Annotated in this window: 24 protein-coding genes and 1 other annotated feature; of the genes, 22 read left to right on the top strand and 2 right to left on the bottom strand. The window is 51.0% G+C overall.

Annotated elements, in window-relative coordinates; genetic code table 11:
• Nucleotides 1-76: 76 nt before the first annotated feature.
• The 8 genes from D1831_RS11090 to D1831_RS11055 all read left to right on the top strand — a co-directional run bounded on the left by D1831_RS11090 (nucleotide 77) and on the right by D1831_RS11055 (nucleotide 9581).
• The gene (locus D1831_RS11090) at nucleotides 77-763 is read left to right on the top strand and encodes a response regulator transcription factor (protein ID WP_125072997.1); all 687 of its coding nucleotides are present in this window, start codon (nucleotides 77-79) and stop codon (nucleotides 761-763) included.
• On the top strand, nucleotides 763-2430 hold the full coding sequence (locus D1831_RS11085) for a HAMP domain-containing sensor histidine kinase (protein ID WP_125072996.1): 1668 nt from the start codon (nucleotides 763-765) through the stop codon (nucleotides 2428-2430). Before D1831_RS11090 ends, D1831_RS11085 begins: the two co-directional genes overlap by 1 nt.
• 246 nt (nucleotides 2431-2676) lie before the next feature.
• Nucleotides 2677-4158, top strand: a complete 1482-nt coding sequence (locus D1831_RS11080) for a hypothetical protein (protein WP_125072995.1) — start codon at nucleotides 2677-2679, stop codon at nucleotides 4156-4158.
• A gap of 253 nt (nucleotides 4159-4411) precedes the next feature.
• Nucleotides 4412-5005: a hypothetical protein gene (locus tag D1831_RS11075; protein WP_125072994.1), complete on the top strand. Its 594-nt coding sequence runs from the start codon at nucleotides 4412-4414 to the stop codon at nucleotides 5003-5005.
• A gap of 133 nt (nucleotides 5006-5138) precedes the next feature.
• Nucleotides 5139-6215 carry a hypothetical protein gene (locus tag D1831_RS11070; RefSeq protein WP_125072993.1) on the top strand — a complete coding sequence of 359 codons (1077 nt, stop codon included), beginning with the start codon at nucleotides 5139-5141 and terminating at the stop codon, nucleotides 6213-6215.
• Nucleotides 6216-6502: 287 nt separating this feature from the next.
• A complete protein-coding gene (locus D1831_RS11065; protein WP_125072998.1) occupies nucleotides 6503-7441 on the top strand; it encodes a UbiA family prenyltransferase in 939 nt (312 codons plus the stop codon).
• Between the two features lie 81 nt (nucleotides 7442-7522).
• Entirely contained in the window at nucleotides 7523-8422 is a 900-nt protein-coding gene (locus D1831_RS11060; RefSeq protein WP_125072992.1) for a helix-turn-helix transcriptional regulator, read from the top strand.
• Nucleotides 8423-8489: 67 nt separating this feature from the next.
• The gene (locus tag D1831_RS11055) at nucleotides 8490-9581 is read left to right on the top strand and encodes a DNA alkylation repair protein (RefSeq protein WP_125072991.1); all 1092 of its coding nucleotides are present in this window, start codon (nucleotides 8490-8492) and stop codon (nucleotides 9579-9581) included.
• Between the two features lie 59 nt (nucleotides 9582-9640).
• Here D1831_RS11055 and yidC read toward each other — a convergent pair whose 3' ends face one another.
• A complete protein-coding gene (gene yidC, locus D1831_RS11050) occupies nucleotides 9641-10573 on the bottom strand; it encodes a membrane protein insertase YidC (protein ID WP_125072990.1) in 933 nt (310 codons plus the stop codon).
• Between the two features lie 63 nt (nucleotides 10574-10636).
• Entirely contained in the window at nucleotides 10637-10909 is a 273-nt protein-coding gene (locus tag D1831_RS11045) for an acylphosphatase (protein WP_125072989.1), read from the bottom strand.
• A 165-nt stretch (nucleotides 10910-11074) separates the two neighbouring features.
• On the opposite strand from D1831_RS11045, the gene D1831_RS11040 reads away from it, so the two are divergent.
• The 14 genes from D1831_RS11040 to D1831_RS10975 all read left to right on the top strand — a co-directional run bounded on the left by D1831_RS11040 (nucleotide 11075) and on the right by D1831_RS10975 (nucleotide 25930).
• A complete protein-coding gene (locus D1831_RS11040; protein ID WP_125072988.1) occupies nucleotides 11075-11845 on the top strand; it encodes a TrmH family RNA methyltransferase in 771 nt (256 codons plus the stop codon).
• A 100-nt stretch (nucleotides 11846-11945) separates the two neighbouring features.
• Nucleotides 11946-12452, top strand: a complete 507-nt coding sequence (locus D1831_RS11035; protein WP_125072987.1) for an HD domain-containing protein — start codon at nucleotides 11946-11948, stop codon at nucleotides 12450-12452.
• Between the two features lie 23 nt (nucleotides 12453-12475).
• The gene (locus tag D1831_RS11030; protein WP_125072986.1) at nucleotides 12476-12838 is read left to right on the top strand and encodes a winged helix-turn-helix transcriptional regulator; all 363 of its coding nucleotides are present in this window, start codon (nucleotides 12476-12478) and stop codon (nucleotides 12836-12838) included.
• 45 nt (nucleotides 12839-12883) lie between these two features.
• Nucleotides 12884-13116 (top strand) — a binding site (T-box leader).
• Between the two features lie 55 nt (nucleotides 13117-13171).
• Nucleotides 13172-14218, top strand: coding sequence for a phenylalanine--tRNA ligase subunit alpha (gene pheS, locus D1831_RS11025; RefSeq protein ID WP_125072985.1), 1047 nt, complete (start codon nucleotides 13172-13174; stop codon nucleotides 14216-14218).
• 13 nt (nucleotides 14219-14231) lie between these two features.
• Complete coding sequence (gene pheT / locus D1831_RS11020) at nucleotides 14232-16649, top strand: phenylalanine--tRNA ligase subunit beta (RefSeq protein WP_125072984.1); 2418 nt, start codon at nucleotides 14232-14234, stop codon at nucleotides 16647-16649.
• Between the two features lie 947 nt (nucleotides 16650-17596).
• Complete coding sequence (mltG, locus tag D1831_RS11015; protein ID WP_125072983.1) at nucleotides 17597-18787, top strand: endolytic transglycosylase MltG; 1191 nt, start codon at nucleotides 17597-17599, stop codon at nucleotides 18785-18787.
• An 18-nt stretch (nucleotides 18788-18805) separates the two neighbouring features.
• The gene (gene udk / locus D1831_RS11010) at nucleotides 18806-19438 is read left to right on the top strand and encodes a uridine kinase (RefSeq protein WP_125072982.1); all 633 of its coding nucleotides are present in this window, start codon (nucleotides 18806-18808) and stop codon (nucleotides 19436-19438) included.
• Nucleotides 19439-19548: 110 nt separating this feature from the next.
• Nucleotides 19549-20031, top strand: coding sequence for a transcription elongation factor GreA (greA, locus tag D1831_RS11005; protein WP_125072981.1), 483 nt, complete (start codon nucleotides 19549-19551; stop codon nucleotides 20029-20031).
• 204 nt (nucleotides 20032-20235) lie between these two features.
• On the top strand, nucleotides 20236-21123 hold the full coding sequence (locus D1831_RS11000; protein WP_125072980.1) for an ABC transporter ATP-binding protein: 888 nt from the start codon (nucleotides 20236-20238) through the stop codon (nucleotides 21121-21123).
• Nucleotides 21120-21884 (top strand): ABC transporter permease, encoded by a 765-nt coding sequence (locus D1831_RS10995; RefSeq protein ID WP_125072979.1) that lies wholly within the window; start codon nucleotides 21120-21122, stop codon nucleotides 21882-21884. Before D1831_RS11000 ends, D1831_RS10995 begins: the two co-directional genes overlap by 4 nt.
• 73 nt (nucleotides 21885-21957) lie before the next feature.
• Nucleotides 21958-22989, top strand: coding sequence for a sensor histidine kinase (locus D1831_RS10990; RefSeq protein ID WP_225422858.1), 1032 nt, complete (start codon nucleotides 21958-21960; stop codon nucleotides 22987-22989).
• Nucleotides 22986-23594 (top strand): response regulator transcription factor, encoded by a 609-nt coding sequence (locus D1831_RS10985; protein WP_125072977.1) that lies wholly within the window; start codon nucleotides 22986-22988, stop codon nucleotides 23592-23594. Before D1831_RS10990 ends, D1831_RS10985 begins: the two co-directional genes overlap by 4 nt.
• A gap of 527 nt (nucleotides 23595-24121) precedes the next feature.
• Entirely contained in the window at nucleotides 24122-24424 is a 303-nt protein-coding gene (locus tag D1831_RS10980) for a HesB/YadR/YfhF family protein (RefSeq protein WP_125072976.1), read from the top strand.
• A gap of 633 nt (nucleotides 24425-25057) precedes the next feature.
• Nucleotides 25058-25930 (top strand): hypothetical protein, encoded by an 873-nt coding sequence (locus D1831_RS10975; RefSeq protein WP_125072975.1) that lies wholly within the window; start codon nucleotides 25058-25060, stop codon nucleotides 25928-25930.
• Nucleotides 25931-25949: the final 19 nt, after the last annotated feature.

Below are 25949 nucleotides of genomic sequence, written 5' to 3'. Positions count from 1 at the left end.
CTACCAGTAACCGGGCTATCAGCACGGTTATGCACGGTTCTTAGATAAGTTGAATATTAGGAGTGACTAAAAGTAAATGAGTCGAATATTAATTATTGAAGATGAAAAAAATCTGGCCCGGTTTGTTGAACTTGAATTAAAGCACGAAGGTTACGACATTCAAGTTGAATATAACGGGCGTAAGGGGCTTGACACCGCCTTAGCCGAAGATTTTGACGCCATCTTATTAGACTTAATGTTGCCAGAATTAAACGGTTTGGAAGTTTGCCGGCGGGTGCGCGAAGTTAAAAACACGCCGATCATCATGATGACCGCCCGTGATTCGGTCATTGACCGGGTCTCCGGTTTAGATCACGGGGCCGATGACTACATCGTTAAACCGTTTGCGATTGAAGAATTGTTAGCCCGCTTACGGGCGCTGTTACGGCGGATCGATTTGGAAAGTGAACAACAGAGCACTAAGCAAACTACGGTCACTTACAAAGATCTGACGATCGAAAAGGAAAACTTAGTGGTTAAGCGCGGTGACGAGGTCATCAACTTAACGAAGCGTGAATACGAATTATTACTGACGTTAATGGAAAATATCAACGTGGTGTTAGCCCGGGACGTTTTGTTGAACAAGGTCTGGGGTTACGAATCCGAAGTCGAAACCAACGTCGTGGACGTTTACATTCGTTACTTACGGAATAAAATTGACCGGCCGGGTGAAAAGAGTTACATCCAAACAGTTCGTGGGACTGGATACGTGATCCGTTCCTAATGACGAACCACGCTGAGGCGGAGATGCCGCAGCAACGGCAGCGTTGGTCATTAAAATGGAAATGGGCGCTCGGGACCGCAATTGGGACCGCGCTCCTTTTTATTTGTTTTTCAATACTGGTCTATAAGAGCTTCACGAACCTCTTATTGCGCCAAGAACAACGCGACGTTGCTAGTGCCATCACCACGGTACAACAATCATTACGGACCGAATCCAAGGGCTTAACCATCAAGTCGGTCGCGGCCAAGCTGCAACCCGAAGCAAGCGTGGAACCGGCCGACAGTATGACCGAACGCAAACACGGCGCTTTGCAAAGTAAAATTTTTTCGGATTCGGAGCTCACGGCGCTGTCACGGACTAACTTAGCCGTGACGGTCTATGATCCGCACGGGACAACGCTCTACATTTCCCGCAAGGACGCGCACGAGTTCCAAAAGAGCACGAAGCGGGAGGTCGACCTGACCGGCCGGGGCCACGACGCCGAACTCGTGGGCCGTTCGCCAATTTACGCGGCCGCGACCCATAAGCTGATCGGTTACGCGCAAATTACCGATAGTTTGACCGATTACCACAACACGACCTATAACCTGATCTGGATCTTCGTGGTCATGACGATGATTGCCATTTTCGGGGCGACCCTGCTGGGCTACTGCTTAGCGGCGTTCCTATTACGGCCGATGCGTAAAATTCGGCAAACCATTAACGCGGTCAACGCCGACCCGCAGACCGATTCACGGGTCCCAGACTTAAAGCGCAACGACGAGTTGTCCGATCTGGCGGTGCTGTTTAACGACATGTTGGACCAGATGCAACGCTACATCACCCAGCAGCAACAGTTCGTGGAGGACGTTTCCCATGAACTGCGGACCCCGGTCGCCATCATTCAGGGCCACATGGAACTGTTGAACCGCTGGGGCAAGGATGATCCGCAGGTCTTGTCCGAATCGCTCGCGGCCAGTTTGTCGGAAACTAAACGGATGCAGAGCTTGGTTCAGGAAATGCTGGACCTGTCGCGGGCCGAACAACTGGAAATCAACTTTAGTCACGAGACCACCGACGTCCAGAAACTGGTTACCCAGGCCTTTAACGACTTTAAGATGATTCACCCGGACTTCCGCTTTACGTTTGACGACGACGTTAAAAAGCCGGTTTACGCGCAGATCTACCGTAATCACTTGGAACAGATCCTGATCATCCTGCTCGACAACGCGGTCAAGTATTCGACCAAGCGCAAGGAGATCCACCTGTCACTGTCGACCGATATCCGTTACGTCGAAGTGGCGGTCCAGGACTTTGGTGAGGGGATCTCCAAGGATAACTTGGACCGGGTCTTTAACCGGTTCTACCGGGTGGATAAGGCCCGCAGCCGTGATAAGGGCGGTAACGGGTTGGGCTTATCGATCGCCCAGCGACTAGTTGAGGGCTACCACGGTAAGATTAGCGTGGAATCGGTCGTGGGCCAGGGCTCGATCTTCCGGTTCCACCTGCCGATCTTGCGCGACCCGGAACTGTTAGCCGCGGCCGAATCCGAAACGGATAAGGTCGAAAAAATTGCCAAGTCGGAATTACCGGCGGGTATCAAGCCGGCGACGTATGACCAAGACGAGCAGCCGCTTGATGATCACGAACACGATGACGACGCGCCGAATGCCAAACAGCATCATTAAAGTCAAAAAATTCAACCGAGAGTCCTTGCAGCAGAATTGCTGTGAGGACCCTTGGTTTTTTTGCTAGTTAGGTTAAGTTGCTCATCAAAGTTAAAAAATTACCGTCCGAAGCCGTGAAGTGCGGGGATTTTCCACAATTAAATTAATCACAGTGAATTAGTTTATGATAAGATGATTTATAGGGTGATTAATTTAAATTTAACACGTTCGGCCGAACGGGGCCGACGTGTGAAGGGGAGTCTTCAAATGCGGTGGCAACAACGGTGGTTAATGATGATCGGGGTCGGACTGGGCGTAACGCTAATGGGCGCACCGACCGTGCAGGCGGCCAAGGTGTATCGGCGCAGCGCGGTGACCAAGCTCAAAGCTAAAACGTACTATTCGACGAGTACGACGGGCAAAGCCTACCGTTTCAGCGGTACGCGCGCTAAAACCCGGTTAAAAGCGACCGTTGCCTTGAAAAACTACCGGCAAACGACGTGGAAGGCCACTAAGCGGGTCACGCTGACCCGCAACCACCACGCGGTCAAGTACGTTTACGTCACGAATCAGCAGCGCAAGGCCCACGGGTGGGTCTGGAGCGGTTACTTAACGCTTGACAGCAAACGGGGAAAGACGGTCAAAGGGAGCACGAGCAAGGGGGTAACTAGTTATCGGGTGAAGGGTGACGCCCTCACACCGTATCAAAGCAACAAGTTTTCAACGGTCGCGGTCGGCAACTACGCGTTGGGGGCAATCAACTACGCCTACGACAGCGATTACGCGACTACCAATTCGTTTCAAACCGCCAATCACACGTTAAAGGTGGCCAAGCGGACCAGCGATTCGGCCTCCAACTACGTGTTTAAAACGGCGCTGTATTTACCCATTGATTATAAGGGGCTGGGGCGTAAAGCCGTCCTGGGTAACCCCCAAAGCGCCGCGTTTTCTAAGAATGATCATTACCTGTACGTGATGTACGTAGATAACGCGCAGGCCAGCAACGCCAAGCAAACCGGGTGGGTGATCCGTTACGATATGACGGCGCTAAGCAAATTGTTTGGGAGTAGCCTGGTGAGTCAGGACCGCTTACGGCGGGCCACCAACCACTACTATAACGGGACGGTGACCGCGGTGGATCAGCAGGTACTCAACTGTATGAAAGTTGGGCCCCGTTTCACGACCGGCCACGCGCAGTCGCTGGCCTTAAACCCCAAGACCAACCAGTTGTGGTTTATTAAGTCCTATAAGGATAGCTATACCGCGGTAGTGGAGCGGCTGAGTGCCAAAACGTTAAAACCCAACGCCAAGGTCAGTTTTAAATTGAATTCCAAGGTGCACATGGGCAGCACGCTCACTTTTGATAAGTCCGGGAACGCCTATTACTGGACCCAGACCAAGTCAGCGTGGCCGACGGCACCAGTTAATTCGGTCAAGTTTTACAAGGGGGTCCTTGGGACGGGCCAGGTCCACTTTAAACTGATCATGCAGGGCTTGGCAAAAGCCCCCGGCAAAGTTTTACAATCGGTCAGCTATAATCAGCAAAATGGTCGGTTGTACCTGGTCGCGGACGAAAGTATCTTTTCAGTGCCGCTGGCTAAGTTAGGTCACTTAACGACGCGTGACGTGAGTTGCACAAACTTTAGCGGCCACCGTGAATTTGAAGGGCTGATTTGGCGCCATCGCAGTAACGCCGGCTACTTATTGACCAATAAGGGACCGGAACTCATGCGGCTAAGTTATCAATAATTTAATAACCCCGGCAAGCGCTGATAAAACGCGGCCGTTACTCCAGTTTCAACCGAGTAACGGCCGCGTTTTGTCGTCCCGCGCCGTCGCAATTAGTAGCGGCGTTCGCGCTCCCTAAAACTATTAATGTATTTATGTATGTTTATGTTAGAATTAATTTATACGTTTAAGCAATCGCGGGGAAACGCAGGGTACGGGCTAAACGTGAAATGAGGTCCGCAGCGGGCCAATTTTTATATAAGGGGTGTCAGGGATGAAGTTCAAACAACGCGTCATGTTAGGGGTGACGCTGCTCGGAAGTGCGGCGTTGATCGGAATGGGGAGCCAACCGAATAACGCGGCCGCTGCCAGCAAGCATCGGGGCAAAGCGGTCAGCAAAACTTACCGCAGCAAGGCGACTAAGGTCAGTCACAAGGCGTACTATTCGCTGAGCAAAAAGGGCGTGACTTACAAGCTGAGCGGTTCACTGAAAAAACCGGTCCTAAAAGCGAACCACGCGCTAAAAAAGTATACCAAAACGACCTGGGTCCGCTCAAAAAAGATGACCGTCACGAAAAAGGGTCACAAGGTACGCTACTACTACGTGAAAAACGCCAAGACCGGGGCGGCCGGCTGGACCAAGGTGACCAATTTAAAGGCCGGTAAAAATGGTCAGGCGACCACGCCTAAGAAAACGAAGGCGAAGGTCTACTACCGTTCAACCACCAAGGTCGGCAAGCTTTACCAGTTAAAGGGTAAAAACAGCTACGTTTACTTTCAAAAGGGTAAAAAGCTGGCTAAGAATAAAAAGTACACCAAAACGCGGCAAAAAGTACACTTACTACTACGTCAAACAGGGTGGGACTAAGGGCTGGGTCTGGAACAAGTATCTGACCACTAAGGCCCCGGTCAAACCCCAACCGGCTGAGCCCAAACCGGCCGAACCTGAGCAACCGGTAGAAGTCAGCGGTTTAACCACGCCGGGGGCCACCACGAACGGTGTGACGGCCTACAACGCGACCGCGAACGTGTTGAACGCTTATAAGTCCAAGGACTTTTCGACGGTCACCGTGCCGAGCGAGTACGCGGTGCCGAAGTACAGCTACGACTATTCACCGACCTACCACGCGGAAAAAACGTTACAGCCGAAAAGTGATACGTTGGCGACCGTCCGGCAGACCGGCGCGGATAGCAATTATCAATTACAGTCCACGTTGTACTTACCGCTAGACAGCGCGACGAAGAAGGGGATCAATTCGAACCCCCAAAGCGCGGTCTTTTCTAAGGACGACCGCTACCTCTACGTCATGTACGTGGATCAGACGGGGAACCGAACGGACAGTCAAAACGGGTGGGTCATCCGCTACGACTGGCAGAAGTTGACCAGCTTAGGAGTCCGTAAAAACGGCCAAATGCAGTTAGTTCGCAAGGCCGCCGTGGACCAGTACCACAACAAGGCTACTAAAACGGATAAGGCCATTTTAAAGTGCATTAAAGTTGGGCCGACTTTTAATACGGGTCACGCCCAGTCGTTGGCCCTCAACCCGAAAACTAACGAGCTGTGGTTCGTAAAGGGCCGTTCAACCGACAAATCGACGGTCGAACGACTGAACCCTAACACCTTGACCCCGGACGCCGCCGTCAACTTTACGCTCAAACCCGGGATGCACATGGGCAGCGTGTTAGCCTTTGACAACGACGGGAACGCCTACTACTGGACGCAAACGGTCACGCCGTGGGCAACCGCGCCGGTCGATTCCGCCAAAATCTATAAGGGTGAGATTAGTACCGGGCGGGTCCGCTTTAGCCTGGTCATGCAGGGGTTGAGCAAGGCGCCCGGCAGCGTGGTCCAATCCATGGGCTATAACGGCGCTAACAACCGCCTGTACCTAGTTTCAAACGGCAGTATTTTCTCGGTACCGGTGGACAAACTGGGCCACTTGGACGCCAGCGACGTGAGTGCCACCAACTTTACGGGCAACCGTGAGTTTGAAGGTGTGGCCTTCATGCACCAACAAAATGCCGGCTTCGTGTTAGCTAACCGCGGTCCGTCAATTTTACAAATGATTTACAAATAAGTCCGTTAAAAACTAAGCATCAAGTACGCCAACAACGGTGTAATTGATGCTTTTTTGCGTAATAAAGGTGCCGTAACGGGCCTAAAAGTCAGTTTGTACCGCTTAAGTTGAACTCAGCCACCCGTAATAATCGTCGGGGGCACGGGTGCGCTTTCAAACCGAGCGATTTTTGGCGGCCATACTTTAATTGAACCTATTTTCACAAGTGATAATTTCTGTTATAGTGGAAGAGCAGTAAATTCATTCGGGGGGCGAAACAGTTGACAAACGAAACAGCTTATCGGCCGATGACGTTCAAGATATTCTTGCAATTCATTCGGTTGAATGCGAAAGCGGCCAGTGTGGTTCAGTACTTCATTGGTATTTTGTTTTCAATTTATTATTTTCACGCGTTTAATTGGGTTAATTCGTTAATTTATTTAATTGCCCAAGTCGCGATTGCGTTATTTGTAACGGGGTTCAATAACGTGCAGGACTACTACTTAGCAAAGGATCTGCATTACCGCGATACTTACAACATCGTGGGCCGCGAGCACCTGTCACCACGGCGGTCCATGAACATGATGCTGGCAATGCTGGCCACGGCCATTATTTTAGGAATCGTGTTAGTCTTTAAGACCAATTTGTTGTTGCTCTTCATGGGCGCGGCGGCCATCGGGGTTGCCGTCTTCTACACGTACGGACCGGTACCATTTTCCCGGTTCCCGCTGGGTGAACTCTTATCCGGCTGCGTGGAAGGTTTCGGGGTCTTTTTCCTGAGCGTCTACATGAACGTGGCCACGCCGGTTTTGGCGGGCTTTGCCTTTGACTGGCCACGCTTTGCCCTGGTCGGCAACTTGCAAAACATCCTGGTGATGATCTTAGTTGGTTTACCGGGGATCTTCCTGGTGTCCAACATCATGCTGGCCGACAACATTTCGGACTTGCAGCAAGACATTCGTAATGAACGTTACACGGTGCCGTACTACATCGGCCACAAGCGTTCCTTACAAGTTTACGATACGTTGGCGCTGCTCGGCTACGTACCGGTGATCATTAGCGTGATCTTACAAGTCTTACCAATTTATCAATTATTAGTTTTACTCGTTTTACCGAAGATCCTGAAGAACATCCGGGCGTTCAACGCGGAACAAGTGAAGGAAACTACCTTTAACACCGCGCCGCAAAACCTGATGATGTTTCAGGGGATGCAGTTGATCGGGTTGATTCTGGGCATTATTTTTTAGCCATTATTCACACCTTCACGTGCGCGTGGGGGTGTTTTTTGTTAAGCTGAAAGTTATCACAAAAAGAAGCGGGGCGGGGACGTGAAAGCCGAAAAACTGTTAAAAATGATCTACCTATTACTGGAAAATCAGCAACTGGCCGCGCCGGTATTAGCGGAGCGTTTGGACGTGTCGGTGCGAACGATTTACCGCTACGTGGACACGCTTAGTACGGCCGGCTTCCCGGTTTACGCGACGAAGGGCCGTAACGGGGGGATCGCGCTGTTGCCGGAGTTTAAGCTCAACAGTACGGTCGTTAACGCGGATGAGCAGGTCAACATCTTGGCAGCCTTGCAGACGTTACAAACGTTGCGGGTTGACGACGGGATGGCGTTGGATAAGCTGGCGGCCATCTTTAACCGGCACCCGGTGGCGTGGCTGCAAATTGACCCGACGGCCTGGGGTGGCGCGGCGGCCCACCAACGTGAATGGGTTGAACGGTTGCGGGACGCTATCTTACAAGAGCGGTTCGTGACGTTTGGTTACTTAAACTCGCGAAACCAGCGGGGTCAACGCTTGGTTTACCCGTACCGGGTGCTGTTTAAAGACCACGCCTGGTACGTTGAGGGTTACGCCGTTGAGCGGCGGGCGCCGCGGTTATTTAAACTCAGCCGCATCGAAAACTTGCGTGCCGCACCCACGCCGGGCGATCCGCAACGGCCGTGGCTAAAGGCCCAACCAACGGGGATGGCACCAACCAAACAAATGACGGTTAAATTGAGGTTAGCGGCGGCGTTGCAGTACCGGATCAGTGAAAACTTTCCGGCGGACCAGGTGGCCCCGCAAGCGGACGGGAGTTTCATCATCACTAGTCAGTTTACCGATAGTGACTGGTTGTTGACCTTTTTATTGTCGTTTGGGGCCGGCTTAGAAGTGTTAGCACCCCAAAGCTTGCGGAAACGCGTGCGAGCAGAACTCCAAAAAATGTTGGCGCATTATTAAAAGCTGACAGCCCGTGTCAATCTTTGGCGTGTAGACTATGGTGAGGTTAAGTTAAGGAGGGATTTACTTGGCAAACGTTTTAAAGGATTTGTACTCACCCGCGTTTATTGACCGGTTGGGCGCGGCGGTGACGGCGGTGCAACCGAATTTTGACGGTACCGCTTTGCGGGCGTTTTGCCTAACATCGGACTGGCCGGATTTAAAGCTGATGGACCGGCGTGACCGGATCACGGCCGGGCTGCACGCCCAGTTACCGGCCGACTTTAAGCGGGCGGCGGCCATTTTACGGCAAATTGGTTCCCAGTTTCATGGCTTAGCGGCGATTTGCTTACCGAACTACGTGGCCGAGTACGGGCTTAACGATTGGCAAACGGCCATGACCACGCTAGCGGAGTTGACCCGTTACTCGAGCGCGGAATTTGCCATTCGGCCGTTTATTTTACGCTACCCCGAACGGACGGCGCGCCAGATGTTAACGTGGGCGGCGAGTGCCGATGAGGATGTGCGGCGGTTGGCCAGCGAAGGGATGCGCCCGCGGTTACCGTGGGGGATACGGCTTAAGCCCTACGTTGATGACCCGGCCCCGATCATGCCGATTTTAACCAGGCTGATTGGGGATTCCAGCGTTTACGTCCAAAAATCGGTTGCTAATAATTTAAACGATATCAGCAAGGACCACCCGGACCTGGTGATTCAGTTTGCCCAGCGGTATTGGGGCCAATCACCTAGCGCTAATTGGATCTTGACCCGCGGTTTACGGACGTTGTTTAAGCAGGGAGTCCCCGCGGTCTTGACCCTGCTGGGGTACGATCAACGGGACGCGGCGCTCTTAACGCCCGTTCGCTTAACGAGTGCGGTGACGCGGATCGCCATCGGTGAGGTCTCCGCACTGACGTACAAACTACGTAACCCGACTAAGCAAGATTTGCCGTTGTACCTAGGTTACCGGGTGCACTACGTTCGGCAAAATAAAAGTGACGCTTTTAAGGATTTCTTCTTAAAACGGCTGACGCTTAAAGCGGCCACGGAGCTTACCGGCCAGTTCACCATCAAGTGGCGGCAATTGACGACCCGCAAGCTGTATCCCGGGGAACATGCCATCGAACTACTCGTTAACACCGTGGCGGTTGCCGGGGTACGGGTACAACTCAGTGAATAAATTTAGTCAACAAAAAAACGGATTTCCATGACGGAAATCCGTTTTTTGTGGTTTAAAAGTTAATTGCGGTGGTGGCGTTGTTGCTTGCCCGCGTTACGACCTTTACCGGGTGCGTGGTGCGACTGCTGGTTAGCGTCGCTTTCGGTGGCGTTAACTGGTTTAGCCGGCTTAGCCGCAGCGGGGGTCGGTGTCTTGATCGGGTGCTTCTTCAGTTCGGCTTCAACTTCACGCCGGATCCGGGGACGGAAGAAGTTGATGATCAACGTTTGTAAGCAGGCGAACAGCCCACCAACGAAGAAGTACAACCCGAGCCCAGCCGGGGCGGACATTGAAACGAACAGGATCATGACCGGACTCATGATCAGCATCAAGCGCATCTGTTTTTTCTGGTCGTCGGGTAAACCAATCATCGAAAGGTACCCCTGTGCCAAGTAGGACAGAAAGGCTAAAATGGCGAGCAGTAAACTGGATTTCCCCAGTGGGATCCCCATGAAGACCGCCGTCTGCATTTCTGGTGAGAACCGGATGGCGTAGTAGAGGGCTGAGAAAATCGGTAATTGGATCAACAGTGGTAAACAACCGATCCCACCAGTCATACTAATGCCGTTTTCCCGGTAAAGGGCCATCATTTCGTTACTGATAGCGGCCTTTTCTTCCTGGGTCGTGGCGGCCTTTTGCCGTTCCTGGATCTTTTGCATCTGCGGCTTGACCGCGGACATCTTCTCTTGTTGGTACGTCGACTTACGTTGTTGGCTGACCATCATCGGCAGCAAAACGAGCCGTACGATCACCGTCAAAGCGATAATTGCCCAGCCGTAGTTGTTTCCCAGGATGTGGGAAAGCCACTGCATCACGGATTGTCCGGGACGGGCCAGGTAGTTGTAAATAAAGCCGTATGGTTTACCGGACGCGGTCGTCCGCACACAGCCACTCAGGAATAATGCCAACGTCGATAACGTTAACATTAACGTGAGACCTTTTTTAGATTTCAATAGATCATAATCCCCTTTGTTAAAGATATATAAACTTGATGATACTAAACCTGAACGGGGATTTCAATTAGTTATCCGAAAATTATGGTAGTTTTGCGGCTCGGTATCCTTTACGATCAGCTGATCAACCCGGCCAAAGTCGGTCGGGGATTGGCGGATCACGTCAATGAAGACTTGGACCCGCTGATCTTCGCCCTCCGCCTCGATGAAAACGGAACCGTCCATTAAATTGCGAACGATGCCGTTGACACCGCACTTATCGGCGGCAACCTTCGTGGCCCAACGGAAACCAACGCCCTGAACGCGGCCGCTGGCTTGCAGAGTTACTGCGCGCATACTGTCACTTCCTTTAAATTCAAGTCGTATTCGTAGTAAAGTATCGTACACTAATATAATAGCATGGAAACGGCGCGCGGGCGATATGCTATACTTGAAAGTAAATTGTGCGTTTGCCCCGCTCCGGGCGAACTGACAGGGCAGAAAAGGAAGTTCAAAATCCCGATGGAAAAAATTAATTCGTTACAAAACGCGCACGTTAAAGCGTGGAAAAAGTTACAGACTAAAAAGGGCCGCAAACAACAGGGCGAATACTTGTTGGACGGCTGGCACCTGGTCAACGAAGCGGTCAAGGCGAAGGTTGCTATCAAAACGTTACTGATCACCGCGAAACAGTTAGCCACGCAACCGGACCTGACCAAGTTTCCGGCCGTGATTGAAATTTCGGAAGAAGTGGCGACCCACATTAGCGCGACCGTGACCCCCCAGGGGGTGTTTGCGCTGGTCACGTTACCAAAGGCCCCGGCCGACGAACTGGCCAAGCTGGACCTAACGCGACCGTGGTTATTGTTAGATAACGTTCAGGACCCCGGCAACATTGGGACGATGGTCCGGACGGCCGACGCCGCTGGTTTTGCCGGCGTGGCGTTTGGGCGGGGGACCGTGGACGTCCACCAACCGAAAGTTGAACGGGCGATGCAGGGCAGTCAGTTCCATTTGCACCTGATCAGCACTGATTTAACGACCTTAGTGGACCGCTTACACGCCGACCACGTGCCGGTCTACGGTTCGGAACTCAACCCGCAGGCGACCCAGTACTTAGACGTGGACGCGCCGGCCTGCTTTGGCCTGGTCATGGGTAACGAGGGTAACGGCATGAGCCGTGAATTACTCGCCCAGACCGACCAAAACCTCTACATCCCGATCAAGGGCCGCGCGGAGTCGCTGAACGTGGCGGTCGCCGCCGGGATCCTGATGTTTGGACTCTATCACTAACTTAAGATAAGTAAGATGGCCGTTTAAATTGGGCAAAATACTTTTCAATTTACTTACTTTTTGGTAGGATAACGGTAGTTATTAACAAAGGGAGCTTTTAATGAAAACTAATGCGTGGAAACAAGATTCCGAATACGTGGCGATCATTGCGGATTTGTTGGCTCAGCCCGAAGTACAGCGGTTAGCGGACTTTACGCAGCACCACCATTCGAATCGCTTAGATCATTCGATTGCAGTTTCATATGATAGTTATGTTTTAGCGAAGAAATGGCATCTCAATACGACGGCGGTTGCTCGTGGTGGATTATTGCATGATTTGTTTTATTATGACTGGCGTGAAACCAAGTTTGATTTAGGGTCACACGCGTTTATCCATCCCCGCGTTGCGTTACGGAACGCGGAAAAGTTAACTAAATTAACGCCGATGGAAAAGGATATCATTTTGAAGCACATGTTTGGGGCGACCTTGGCCGTTCCCAAGTACCGTGAAAGTTTGTTAGTCTCTTTAGTCGACGATTATGAAGCAGAACATGAATTTTTTGGACCATTGCGTACGAAAGTGGCCAAACAATTAGATCGGTTCCGAGGCAAGGTCTCCGCCGGTTAATAGATTCTTTGGAGGTCATTGTTATGTCAGAAATGATGGTAGAAACGGTTGAAGACTCAGCCGTTGATTTTGAACTGTGTCCCAAATTCGAAAAGACGTTTTCCATTCTCGGTAAGAAGTGGAATGGTTTAATTATTGACGTTTTACTCGAAGACGGGCCGCAACGCTTTAAAAACTTAGCCCGGCGGATTCCGAAGTGCAGCGACCGGGTGTTGGTCGTGCGCTTAAAAGAGTTGGAAGCTAACGGGATCGTCAGCCGGGTCACCCACTGTGATTCCGCGCTGATCGAATACAGTTTAACGACCAAGGGCAAGGACCTCCGCCAAGTGATGGAGACCGTCCACACGTGGTCCGACAAGTGGTTTAGTCCGAGCGAAACTAATTAATGGGTTGACGGCGACTAGTCTTTGCCATAGACTTACATTGTAGATAGAAAAGCCTTGACGAGAAATAGTAGTTAGCAGCGGCGTCTTAGGGAAGGGTGTCATCGATTGCAAGCACCCCGGCGACTTAAGCTAACGAATTCACTCTCTGAGCTGAAATTGGGCGTTTGAACGAACAAATAATTTTCCGGTCACCCGGCCGTTACGACGGGAAAAGTGCACGGGGCTAGTCTAACTAGCGCCGTGAACAAGGGTGGTACCGCGATGACCTCGTCCCTTTTTGGACGGGGTCTTTTTTTGCGTTTAAAACGTTAATAAAAATATTGGAGGAAGCACATGAGTTTACAAGATCGGTTAACTGAATTACGTGATCAAGGCTTGGCCGACATTAAGTCCGCCGATGTCTTAAAAAAAGTCAACCAAGTTAAAGTGGATCTGCTTGGTAAAAAGGGTCCCATCACCGAAGTTTTACGCGGGATGCGGGACTTGGCACCCGAAGAACGGCCCAAGGTGGGGGCCTACGCTAACGAGGTCCGCGACCGGCTGCAAAACGCCATCGACCAACGCCGTGAAGAATTGGAACAGGCCGCCGTTAACAAACAGTTGGCCGCTGAAAAGCTGGACGTGACCTTACCGGGCCGCGAAATTCCGCAGGGCCAACCGCACGTGATCACCCAGATCATTACGGAACTTGAAGACCTGTTCATGGGCATGGGTTACCAGATCGTGGACGGGGACGAAGTTGAAGAGGACTACTACAACTTTGAACGCTTAAACTTACCGAAGGATCACCCGGCCCGCGACATGCAGGATACGTTCTACATTACCAAGGACGTTTTGTTACGGACCCAGACGTCGGCTGACCAACCGCGCTCGTTGGAAAATCACGACTTCTCCAAGGGTCCGCTCAAGGTCTTATCCCCCGGCCGCGTTTACCGGCGGGATACCGATGACGCGACCCACTCGCACCAGTTCCACCAAATCGAAGGGTTAGTCGTCGACAAACACATTACGATGGCCGACTTGAAGGGGACCTTAACGTTAGTGGCCAACACCCTGTTTGGGGACCAGTTCGACGTTCGGTTGCGGCCAAGCTACTTCCCATTCACGGAACCGTCCGTGGAAGCCGACGTGACTTGCTTTAACTGTAACGGCAAGGGCTGTGCGATCTGTAAACAAACCGGCTGGATCGAAGTACTCGGTGCCGGCATGGTCCACCCGCACGTGCTGGAAATGTCCGGGATCGACCCCGAAGTATACGGTGGCTTTGCCTTTGGTTTAGGCCCCGACCGGTTCGCCATGTTGAAGTACGGCGTTGACGATATCCGGAACTTCTACTTAAACGACGTTCGTTTCTTATCACAGTTCTACAAGAAAGGCTAGGAGGAGAGTCCACATGAGAATTTCAACAGCATGGTTAAAGGATTATTTAAAGCTGGACATTCCGGCCGATGAATTAGCAGAAAAAATTGAACGGACGGCCGTTGAAGTTGACGGCGTGATCCGTCCCGACGAAGGGCAAAAAAAGGTCGTCGTGGGTCATATTTTAACTTGTGACCCGCACCCCGATTCTGACCACCTGCACGTTTGTTCCGTTGACGTGGGTGAAGACGAACCGTTACAAATCGTTTGTGGCGCGCCGAACGTGGCTGCCGGTCAAAACGTGATCGTGGCCTTGCCAAATTCCTGGATTGGAAACCACACGAAGATCAAGAAGAGCAAGATGCGCGGCGTTAAGTCGGCCGGCATGATCTGCGCCTTAGACGAACTCGGCTTTGACGAAAAGCTGGTCCCTAAGGAAGTGGCCGACGGGATCTTCATTTTACCTGACGACGCGACGCCCGGTGACCCGGTCTTTGGTTACCTGGGGATGGACGACGAGATCATTGACATGTCGGTCACCCCGAACCGCGGGGACATGCTCAGCATGAACGGAACCGCCCACGAATTAGCGGCCATTTACGACCAAACCCCAACGATGCCGACGGTCGACTTACACGAAGACGAAAGCGATGACGCCAACGACCAGTTAGAAGTCCGCGTTGACGCCGACGAACACGACGTGCCGATGTATAAAATGCGACTGATCAAAAACGTGACCATCAAACCCAGTCCCCTCTGGCTCCAAATTCGGATCTGGAACGCCGGCATGCGGCCCATCAACAACGTCGTCGACGCAACCAACTACGTTTTGATGCAGTACGGTCAACCGTTACACGCCTTTGACTACGATAAGTTAACCAACGGCCACGTGAACGTCCGCTTAGCAAAGGCCGGTGAACACCTGACCACCTTGGACGGTGAGGACCGCGAGTTATTGCCAACCGACCTCTTAATTTGCAGCGACGACACGCCGATCTGTTTAGCTGGGACCATGGGGGGCTTAGACACCGAAGTGACCGCTGCGACGACCGACATCGCCCTTGAAGGGGCCGTGTTTGACGCCGTGAAGATTCGGAAGACCGCCCATAACCACGACTTACACAGTGAAGCTTCCATGCGCTACGAACGGGGCATTGACCACGGCATGACCGAAACGGCGCTGAACGCGGCCGCGGCCATGATCGCCGAATTAAGCGGCGGAACGGTTGCTAACGGCGTGTGCGTTGGGCGCGACGAAGACGTTCAACCAGTCACCGTGCAAATTACGTTAAGTAAGATCAACCACGTGCTGGGGACCGAACTATCCCTCGACACGGTGGCCGACATCTTCAAACGCTTAGATTTCCCAACCACGCTGACTGGCGAAACCTACACGGTTACGGTTCCATCCCGTCGTTGGGACATTCATATTCCAGCCGATTTGATTGAAGAAGTAGCCCGGTTATACGGGTACGACAACTTACCGGCGACCTTACCAACGGGACAACCAACCATCGGGAAACTCAACGAGACCCAACAAATCATTCGCGATTCCCGCAAATTGATGGAAAGCGCCGGTTTAACGCAGGCCATCAGTTATTCCCTGACGACCGAAGCCAAGGCCAAGGCCTTTGCGTTACACCCAAGTGACGTGACCAAGCTGGACTTCCCGATGAGTTCGGAACGGACCACCTTGCGTTTGAGCCTGGTTTCCGGCTTACTGGACGACTTAGCCTACAATAACGCCCGTAAAGAACATAACGTGGCGTTATACGAAGAGGGCCGGGTCTTCTACAGCCAGCCCGAACAAGTTCGTCCGAAGGAAATTGAACACATTGCCGGCGCGATTACCGGTTCAATGGTTAAGAAGAGCTGGGGCGTAGCCGAACAACCCGTTGATTTTTACCAGATCAAGGGGATCGTCGCCGGTTACCTGAAGAGTCTCGCCTTAGAAGCGCCGGTCAGCTACGTAGCCACGACCGCCCACCCCGAAATGCACCCCGGCCGGACCGCCAACATCTTCGTTGGCGATCAGTTAGTTGGTTTCGTGGGTGAAATTCACCCGAACACCGCTAAGGCCTACAAAGTCCGGGAAACCTACGTCTTCGAACTTGATTTGACCGCGCTGATTGCCTTACCAAAGGCTCGGCAACAGTACCAACCAATTTCGAAGTTCCCAAGCATTACCCGCGACGTTGCCATGTTGATCGACGACACCGTAACGAACGCTGACGTGGTCGCCCTGATCAATAAGAAGGGTGGCGCCCACTTGCAAAGCGTTGAACTCTTCGACGTTTACAACGGCAGCCACGTGCCAAGTGGTAAGAAGTCGTTAGCCTACACGTTAACGTACCGTGATCAAAACGCCACCTTAGTTGACGACGACGTTACCGCCGCCTTTGACAAAGTTCTGAGTGCCTTAACCGAAGAACTGGGTGCCGAAATTCGTTAATCAGTCATTAATAGACAGTCCGCAGCCGACGTTGCGGGCTGTTTTTTGACTTGAATTTCGGTTGAATTAATTTATAAAAACAACCGATGAATTGCGCTGATATGCGCTAAGTTAGTGGGTAATTTCCGCCGTCCGGTCGGCCGCGACTGGGCTGGAACGCGGTGGAAACAGCTTGAAGCCAAGCACAAACCGCTTGTCTTCAAGACTGGTCTTTCACTAGGCCGGGAAAATACCCCGACCAAGTGAAATTTCACCGCTGAGCCCATCGCGACACTCCCTCCCGGCTAAACGGGTCGTTGGCGCCAAGCAAAGTTAAAATATCTTGAAAATGAAATGAATTTCGTTTGAATAGGTGATCATTGAAATTGAATTGAAACGTTTTAATAATTAATTGCAGTGTAAACTACTAATTCGTACGTGACTGAATGAACTTTTGATGCAACGTCAAAGAACACAGCCTAAATTTCGGAAGTGATTCCAAAATTTAGAAATACCAGTAAAACAGCAAAGTAGTGTGACCAGCGTGGCGCCAACGACCAATTTTAGCCGGGAGCGACCGCGCTGATGAGCTCAGTGGTGAAATTTGACTTACGGTCGGTTTTTTCGACCGTTACGTCAAAGGTCGAGGTCGGAGGCCGGCGTGGGTTTCGACGGGCTTCAACTCGTGCCCACCACGTTCCAGTTCAGTCAGCGCCGAGCGGAAGGCGACTATTAGCACTAAACTAGAAAATTACGGTTAACACTTCCTAGCTTTGCGCCCCGCAAAAAGGTTAAGTTTTTTCATTTAATTACTATAAGTTATACCTAGCGTTAACGAAGGGTATTAGGGTGAAGACGGAGTTGTTGGGTGGTAAAACGGCCGCGTAACTTTAAAAATCACTAAAACTACGCGTCAACTAGTGCAAAGCACGCGTCAGTTTTGTATAATTGATAGGATTAATTAATAAATGGAGGGGCGAATCTTGAATAACGACCAAGATAACCAGGATCAACAAGATCATGGGTCGACCGAAGAACCAAATCGGTCGGTGCAAAAACAGCGGAAATCATTTTCTAAGCACGTCATTGGCGGCGTGATTGGGATCTTAGTAGTATTGTTGATTATTATTGGTGTGATGGGTTACCGTTATTTCGATAACGCAACGCAACCGTATAACAGCAAGGATAACCAGGTTGTGCAAGTCGATATTCCGTACGGTGCCAACGGTAAAAAGATTGCGGATATTTTGCAATCCAACAAAATTATTAAGAGTGGCTTTGTGTTTGAATACTGGACCAAGGCCCACAACTTGTCGAACTTCCACGCCGGCTATTACCAATTAAAACCGTCGATGAGTTTGGCACAGATCGCCAAAGCCCTGAACAAGGGCGGTTCGTCCGAACCAATTCAGAGTTCGAGCGGCCGGGTCTTAGTGGTTGAAGGTAGTCAGATCACCACGATTGCCAAAACGGTTCAGAAACAGACCGACTTTACGGCGGCTGAATTTCTGGCGTTGATGAAGGACCAGTCCTTTATCAAGTCGCTGGCCAAAAAGTACCCGCAACTGCTGACGTCGTCGATGAACGCCAAAAAGGTGCGCTACCACTTGGAAGGTTACCTCTTCCCGGCGACCTACGAAGTTGGTAAGAAGACGACTTTAAAGCAGTTAGTTACCCAAATGGTTTCTAAGACCAACGACGAATTGACGCCGTACTACGCGCAGATCAAGAAGTCGAAGATGTCGGTCCAAGAAATCATGACCTTGGCGTCATTAGTTGAACGCGAAGGCAGTACCACAAAGGATCGACGCTTGATTGCCGGGGTCTTCTTAAACCGGTTGGATGCCAAGTGGCGCTTAGACTCCGACATTTCGGTGTTCTACGCCATCAACTCGACGAAGTCCACGTTAACGGCGAAGGATCTCCAAACGAAATCCCCGTACAACTTGCGGCTCAACTTGGGCTACGGCCCGGGTCCGTTTAACAGTCCGAGCCTGACGTCCATCAAGGCGGTCTTAAACCCGGCCCAACGCAGTAAGGACTACATGTACTTCGTAGCCGACCTGAAGACGGGTAAGGTGTACTACGCGAAGGACGCTGCGGGACACGCGGCAAACATTAAGAAGGTTTCGAAGCATAACGAAGCCGCTGAAAAATAAGAACGGGGCTAATTTTAAATGAGTGAAAATAAACAGCACCAGCGACCAGTTGTCATTGGTGTGACCGGTGGTTCCGGTAGTGGTAAGACGACCGTCAGCAAGGCGATCTACAACCAGTTATCGGGGCAGTCGTTACTGATTTTGCAACAAGATTCATACTACAACGATCAAAGTGACATGACGATGGCGGAACGCCACGCGGTCAACTACGACCACCCGTTGGCGTTTGATACCGACCTGATGATCAAGCAGATTAAGCAGCTGTTGGCTTACGAACCAATCGAAAAGCCGGTTTACGATTACGAACAGTACACCCGTAGCAGCGAGACCATCCACCAAGAACCCCGCGACGTGATCATCGTGGAGGGTGTCCTGATCTTGGACGACCAGCGTTTACGGGACTTGATGGACATCAAGGTTTTCGTAGATACCGACGACGATATTCGCATCATTCGCCGGATTCAACGCGATATCAAGGAACGCGGGCGGACGCTCGATTCCGTGATCAACCAGTACCTGGCGACCGTTAAACCGATGTACCACCAGTTTGTGGAACCCACTAAGCGTTACGCGGACATCATCGTGCCCGAGGGTGGCGAAAACGAAGTGGCCATCGACTTATTAACGACGAAGGTCCGTTCGATTTTATAAACAAAACTAAAAGACCAGCGCTATTTTGGATTTCGGAGTTTACATTTAAAATCCAGAATGGTAGGCTGGTCTTTGAGTTAACTATTACAGGAATTAGAGGAGTGGAAACATTGGCTGAAGACAAAACGTACCCAATGACAGAAGAAGGCAAGGTTAAGCTCGAAAAAGAACTTGAAGATCTTAAGATCAACCAACGCCCAGAAATTATTAACCGGATTAAAATTGCGCGGAGCTACGGTGACTTATCCGAAAACTCGGAATACGAGTCCGCTAAAAACGAACAAAGTTTACTCGAAAACCGGATCAAGACGGTTGAACACATGCTTCAATACGCCGAAATCATTGATAGTGAACAAATCGATGAAAACGAAGTTTCGGTCGGTAAAGTTGTGACGTTTAAGGAATTACCCGACGAAGACCCCGAAAGCTACACCATTGTTGGTGCAGCCGAAGCCGACCCGATGGGAGGTAAAATCTCCAACGATTCACCAATTGCCAAGGGTTTAATTGGTCACCACGTGGATGAAGAAGTTTCAATTGACATCCCCGCCGGTTCCATGAAAGTTAAAATTTTAAAGGTGGAAAACGCCTAAGCAACCGTTTTAAAGCGTCTAAATGACTCGCTATGATTCGAGTCATTTAGACGCTTTTTGTGTACCGCAACGCGCATTTAAAATTCGTGGCTTGCCACTCTTGACTAAACATGACATTTGTCACGGCTAATCAGTGACTAATGGAACTGGGCGAACCACTCCTTGCTGGGTAAACTAGGGGTATCAAGTGAGGGGGAAACAGTGATGACAGCATTGATCAAAGCGCGCCACGTCGCGTTTAGTTACGGTCAGCATCCCGTGTTAACGGACGTGACGTTCACGGTGCAGCCGGGTGAAATTATCGGACTGATTGGGGAGAACGGGGCCGGAAAAACCACCTTGTTAAATTTATTACTGGGGACGTTACCACTGCCCAGCGGCCAATTACAATTATTCGGTCACGGTCCCGGCGATTCGGCCGTTAAAGCACACTTGGGAGCCATGTTACAGGGCGACGTCGTCCTCCCGAACGTGACCGTCGGCGAATACTTACAATTAGCGGCCGCCCAGTTTGCCCAGTCGCTAGAGCCGCAACGGTTACTGAGTGATTTACAGTTAACGGCACTCAAACACCGCGCCCTGAACGGCCTGTCCGGTGGCCAGCTGCGGCGGGTGACCTTCGCCGTTGCGCTGATTGGTAACCCGGACCTGCTCTTTTTAGACGAGCCGACCGTCGGCATGGATACCAACGCGCAGCGCGCCTTTTGGCAACGGATGCGGGCGTTAAGGGACCAGGGGAAAACGGTGGTGATCACTAGTCATTACTTACCCACGATCCAAGACGTCGCGGACCGAATTTTGCTACTGCAAGGGGGCCGCTTAGTTTTTCAGGGGCCGTTTGAAGCCCTACAACAACGCTATCAGCGGGTCGTCATCACTTGTCAGACGCCGTTACCCGTCACCCCGTTTGGCCGTTTAGCCGGGGTGGTCACGGCAACCAAGCAGGCGGCGGGTCTACAATTGATTACGACGGACGGGGACCGCACGTTACAAGCCTTAGTCCCCTACTTAAAAGACCTGCACCAGTTGACGGTTCACCGTGAGTCTTTGGCGGATATTTTTGTTCAATTAACGGGAGGGCGTGCCAAATGAAAACGCTACGCGCACAATTAAAGTTTGATTTTTACCGGGTCGTCGGCCGGAACCGGTCGTTTCAGTTCTTTTCAATTATGATGCCGGCCGCTTTTTACTTACTATTTACGCGGGTACTGGTCAGTGGCTCGGCGCGGGAACTGGCGACGTTTAAAATGCAATACATGTGCAGCATGATCGTTTATAGCGGCATGCTGATCGCGCTGATGGGGATCGCCGAACTCATCATGCGGGACCGGGACCGCGGGTTGACCCGCTGGCTGCAACTAACGCCCACTGGGGTTGCGCCGTACTACGTTTCGATTGGGCTGTTGAGCCTGTTAATGAACGTGATCGCGGTCGTGGTCTTAGGATTAACGGCCACGGTATTTAACGGGGTGCGGTTAAGTGCGGGTCAGTGGTTGCTGATCGGTGGCTGGGCCATTATTGGGCAGTTGCCCATTATTTTACTAGGGGTGTTGTTATCGTTTATCGACCGGGCGGAAACGTTGAGCATCGTTGGGAACTTGATCACGTTTCCAATGGCGATTTTAAGCGGTTTGTGGTGGCCCATCAAGATGCTGCCTGCGTGGATCCGGCCGGTTGGCGAGCTGATGCCGACCTATTTTGTGAACGATTTGTTGGGTCGCATCGTCACCAATGGTACACTAAGGATAACTAATTTTTACGGCACGGCCACTTGGATCGGTGGGTTACTGGTCCTCGTTGTGGTCGTGACCCGTTACCGAGTTAAACGGGGGGATGGGGTTGTTCAAAGCTAAGTGGCGCCTAAAATTTAACCGGATCGAATGGACCAGCTACGTGTGGCTGGCCTATTTGCCGTATTCGTTTGCAATGTACTTACCGGCGCGGCGGGCGACCGACTGGTTCTGGCTGGCCATGTTGGTAGCCTTTCTGGTCCTCTACGTGCTGGTGGTCGAAATGAACCGCTGGCGCAAAGTGACCATTCCACTGGAGCTATTGGTCACGGGGCTGTTTGCCGTGTTTAACGCTAACGACTATTTGATCATTTTTCCGGGGTGGCAAGTGCCCTTTATTTTGGGGCGTCAGCCGAAAAAGTACTTTTATTGGTTTGTTAGCGGCTACTACGCGTTCCTATGTGCCGGCCTGGTCCGGTTCTACTTGGTGGATCCGACTGTGTTTGCACACTGGCAAAGTAACGACCTTTTGGGACTCTTTTTCCCGTTCATTTCGCCGTTTTTGTCCGACGCCTTTACCCGTTCGATGTGGCGTAAACGCCAGTTAAACCAGGCTAACCGGCGTTTGGAGGCCATCGTTCAACGTGACGAACGTGAACGCATCGCCCGCGACCTCCACGATACCCTGGGACAAAGTTTTTCCATGATCACATTAAAAACGGAGCTCGCCAAAAAATTACTGACGAAAGCGCCGGAAAAGGTGCCGCACGAACTGGATGACATCGCGCAGACCAGCCGGGAAAATTTACAACTCGTGCGTTCGATCGTGAACGACCTTCACCAGCAGTCGCTAAGCGAGGTCTTACTGACGCAGAGCCGAAACTTAGCCACCGCCAACGTTTGGCTGACGACGACCGGTGAACAGGCGGCTAGTCAGTGGCCAACTGAGATTCAGGGGCGCTTCGCCGCCGGCTTGGTGGAAGCCCTGACCAACGTGATCCGGCACGCGCACGCTAATCAAGTTAACGTCGCGTTTAGCGCCAGTGAAACGAATTATCAAGTTGTCGTTGTAGACGACGGGCGCGGTGGCGGCGTGACCCGCAACGGTTCAAACGGTATTGGCGGGATGCGCGCGCGGATGCTGGAAGGTCACGGTACGTTTCAAATCAGTCAGTCCGGTCGCGGCACCCGCGTTACGCTGACTTTACCGAAGGGGGAAAGAACATGATCACACTGTATTTGGCTGAGGACCAGAGCATGCTGAACTCCGCTTTGACCCAGCTTTTAGAACTAGAAGACGATCTCCACGTGGTCGGCAGTGCCGCGGACGGTCAGACGGCCTGGACGGAGATCCAAGCATTAAAGCCGCAGGTGGCCGTTTTAGACATTGAGATGCCCGGCTTAACGGGGTTAGACGTGGCGGATCGCGTTCAGGCCAGCCCGTTAGCCACGAAAACGGTCATTTTGACCACCTTCGCGCAAAAGGCCTACTTTGAGCGGGCGGTCAAGGCCCAGGTCGCCGCTTACTTGCTAAAGGACAGTCCGAGTGACGACTTGATCGCGGCGATTCGGCGCGTGATGAGCGGGGAGACCATCTACGCGCCGGAGCTGGTCGTTAACATGTTGTCGGCGGAAAACAATCCCTTATCAGAGCGTGAACGGGCCGTGTTGGCCGCGGCCGCCGAGGGCCTGGCGACAAAGGCCATCGCGGCTAAACTCTACCTGTCGGCGGGGACCGTTCGGAACTACTTATCCGCCATTTTTAGTAAACTGGGGGTCCATAACCGGATGGAAGCCGTTCAAATTGCTAAAAACAATAAGTGGCTGAGCTAGTAAGTTACGCCTTGATTGTAACAACCGTTATGCTTGTATTGGCCAAGCGCGGGTCATTCCGGGAATGCGAAAATGACGAGACCGTCGTCACGTTGCTAGACTGTTAGCCGCGTTTAGTTGTCCTTACCAAGTTCGTGGAACGTAGCGTTCGGTACGGTCAAGTAATCAGTTAACGTTAGTGGTAGGACGCCGGCCTGACCGGGTTGTGAAACCCGTAACGTGGTTGGGGTCAGCGCGACTTTGGTCAGTAAGGTGACCAGTTAGTTCAGTTGGGACTAATCGACGGGAACGTGTAACGTTAGCTGGGGTTCACTAATGGTCTGATCCGTTTTGACCTGAACTTTCACGGCGTCACAGCCTAAGTTGTTATCAGTACACCACATCTCCGGAAACCGGTAAATCGGTTTAGCACGACCGGTTAATTTTCAGACTTAAGTGGTCGCGCTTTGCTCACTGGGGCGCAATGTTGCGTTTTAACTGTAAAAAGGGCACAATGACTGTAAACGATTACAGAGTGAGGTGGCAACATGAAAATTACGATTACGGATGCAGCCAGCAAGTGGTTCCACGACGACATGGGCGTGACGACCGGTAACGGGGTGCGCTTCTTTGGGAAAACGTACGGTAAAACGGCGGTCCACAGCGGCTTCTCGATTGGCCTGATGCGCGACGACGAACCGCATAACCCGATCGTCGAAGTGCAAAAGGACGGCGTCAACTACTACGTAAACGACCGCGACGAGTGGTTCTTTAAGGGTTACGACTTAACGGTCGATTTTGATCCCGACAACGACGGCCCTAAATACGAGTACACCGCGAATAATGAGTAACACAAAAGACTTGGAAGGCATTCGAAATAGCCGAAAAACGTTTTAAACTTCAAAAAAATGACGACTGGGTTGCTAATCTACATTTAACTGATTTCCGATGGTGTCATCAAGACTTTTGATGTGATGTTTGAACCCGGTTCCCAGATTTCTAAGGCATTAACAATTTATGGACAGGAGTCTGTTTTTCAATTTGATAAATGAAGATACCTATTCACAATCATTGGTGTACCGAATTGATGGGCTTGTCCACAAATAAAAACGAGTTGCCGTTATTGGCAACTCGTTTTTGTTTGTGGTTGTAGAATCGCTCACCATGTTCTGGCTGGGTCTCAAAATTTCCCTCAGGAGTTTCTAAAATGGTGAATTTACCCGCGGTGCTGTCTTGGAATTGACTGAGTAAACATTGTTATGGTGGTACCTTTGAGAGGTGCTGAATTTAGATCGATAAATTGTTGAATTACTATTGGTAGTTGGAGTTTAGGTGAAGAGTATTGGTGATTTCGAGTTACGGCCGTTAAGGTCCAAATTAACTGTAAAAATACTGCTGCGTATTGTATAATAACCAACAGATTATACGTCAATTAAATTCGACGCTTATTCGAGATGTTTTTTATTATAAAGGGGGACCAAAAGATGCATCAGCAATTATTGCGTTCAACCCTGGTTTTAGCTGCCGTCGCTACTATAGGGACAGTTGCGACTAACACCAAGGCCAGCGCCAAAGCTAACAAGAGTTTCAGCATTGATCGGGTTACCAATGCCAAATTTTACAAACGGTCAAAACTCAAGAAAGTTCACGCCAAGTCAAACTTGAGCTTGTACAAGAATGAAAACCTGACTTCTTATTCAAAGAGTAAGAAAACCAAGACTTTCTATTCAACCGAATCAATTACAATTCGGACCAAAAAGGGTAAAGTTGCGACTTACCGTTATGTAAAGTCAGCCAACGGTAAAGTTAAGGGTTGGTTGTTGAGTTCAACGTTAAAGGGCAAAATCGGTAAACGAACCAATAAACCCGGTAAGTGGCATAACGGATTACCAAAGAACCTTGTAACGAATCATGGGCGTGACACGATGACTACTAAGCACGACTGGTATTACAAGCAAAAACTCGCTATCGTTATGTTCAACGAAACTTCAAAAAAAGGAAAAGTAGAACCCTATGGCCAAATCATCTTTACAAAGATCTTAAAGAACATGACCACTTGGAATTGGCCTTATCCAACTAAGAAAGATGTAAAGAGTAGCGTCGTTGGTGGTTGGGGTGGTCAAAATAACTTTGAATCTTACCTTAAATACCAGTACTTAGGCCACAACAAATATAAGATTTCGTCAAGGAACATTAAGAGCACGCCTGACGGTGTTTCAGACACCACATCTAAACGACATTCTTATGTTTTAACAATTACCAAAAAGAAACTAAATGATGGTCGCCACGTCTATACTCATACGTACCCAAATAAGCCAAAAGACCTTAGAAGTGTAAGGGTAGTTTATCCAGGTTAGATTTGTAACATTAGAGGTA

Source organism: Lactiplantibacillus garii (assembly GCF_003885105.1).
Lineage (GTDB): Bacteria > Bacillota > Bacilli > Lactobacillales > Lactobacillaceae > Lactiplantibacillus > Lactiplantibacillus garii.
The sequence above is the reverse complement of the archived record's forward strand: the minus strand, read 5'-3'. Positions and strand labels throughout refer to the sequence as shown.

What these genes read in the sequence shown, in the direction of transcription:
- D1831_RS11090 (WP_125072997.1), top strand. Translation starts at nt 77, where the DNA reads ATGAGTCGAATATTAATTATTGAAGATGAAAAAAATCTGGCCCGGTTT.
- D1831_RS11085 (WP_125072996.1), top strand. Translation starts at nt 763, where the DNA reads ATGACGAACCACGCTGAGGCGGAGATGCCGCAGCAACGGCAGCGTTGG.
- D1831_RS11080 (WP_125072995.1), top strand. Translation starts at nt 2,677, where the DNA reads ATGCGGTGGCAACAACGGTGGTTAATGATGATCGGGGTCGGACTGGGC.
- D1831_RS11075 (WP_125072994.1), top strand. Translation starts at nt 4,412, where the DNA reads ATGAAGTTCAAACAACGCGTCATGTTAGGGGTGACGCTGCTCGGAAGT.
- D1831_RS11065 (WP_125072998.1), top strand. Translation starts at nt 6,503, where the DNA reads ATGACGTTCAAGATATTCTTGCAATTCATTCGGTTGAATGCGAAAGCG.
- D1831_RS11045 (WP_125072989.1), bottom strand. Translation starts at nt 10,909, where the DNA reads ATGCGCGCAGTAACTCTGCAAGCCAGCGGCCGCGTTCAGGGCGTTGGT.
- D1831_RS11040 (WP_125072988.1), top strand. Translation starts at nt 11,075, where the DNA reads ATGGAAAAAATTAATTCGTTACAAAACGCGCACGTTAAAGCGTGGAAA.
- D1831_RS11035 (WP_125072987.1), top strand. Translation starts at nt 11,946, where the DNA reads ATGAAAACTAATGCGTGGAAACAAGATTCCGAATACGTGGCGATCATT.
- D1831_RS11030 (WP_125072986.1), top strand. Translation starts at nt 12,476, where the DNA reads ATGTCAGAAATGATGGTAGAAACGGTTGAAGACTCAGCCGTTGATTTT.
- pheS (WP_125072985.1), top strand. Translation starts at nt 13,172, where the DNA reads ATGAGTTTACAAGATCGGTTAACTGAATTACGTGATCAAGGCTTGGCC.
- pheT (WP_125072984.1), top strand. Translation starts at nt 14,232, where the DNA reads ATGAGAATTTCAACAGCATGGTTAAAGGATTATTTAAAGCTGGACATT.
- mltG (WP_125072983.1), top strand. Translation starts at nt 17,597, where the DNA reads ATGGAGGGGCGAATCTTGAATAACGACCAAGATAACCAGGATCAACAA.
- udk (WP_125072982.1), top strand. Translation starts at nt 18,806, where the DNA reads ATGAGTGAAAATAAACAGCACCAGCGACCAGTTGTCATTGGTGTGACC.
- D1831_RS11000 (WP_125072980.1), top strand. Translation starts at nt 20,236, where the DNA reads ATGACAGCATTGATCAAAGCGCGCCACGTCGCGTTTAGTTACGGTCAG.
- D1831_RS10995 (WP_125072979.1), top strand. Translation starts at nt 21,120, where the DNA reads ATGAAAACGCTACGCGCACAATTAAAGTTTGATTTTTACCGGGTCGTC.
- D1831_RS10990 (WP_225422858.1), top strand. Translation starts at nt 21,958, where the DNA reads ATGTACTTACCGGCGCGGCGGGCGACCGACTGGTTCTGGCTGGCCATG.
- D1831_RS10985 (WP_125072977.1), top strand. Translation starts at nt 22,986, where the DNA reads ATGATCACACTGTATTTGGCTGAGGACCAGAGCATGCTGAACTCCGCT.
- D1831_RS10980 (WP_125072976.1), top strand. Translation starts at nt 24,122, where the DNA reads ATGAAAATTACGATTACGGATGCAGCCAGCAAGTGGTTCCACGACGAC.
- D1831_RS10975 (WP_125072975.1), top strand. Translation starts at nt 25,058, where the DNA reads ATGCATCAGCAATTATTGCGTTCAACCCTGGTTTTAGCTGCCGTCGCT.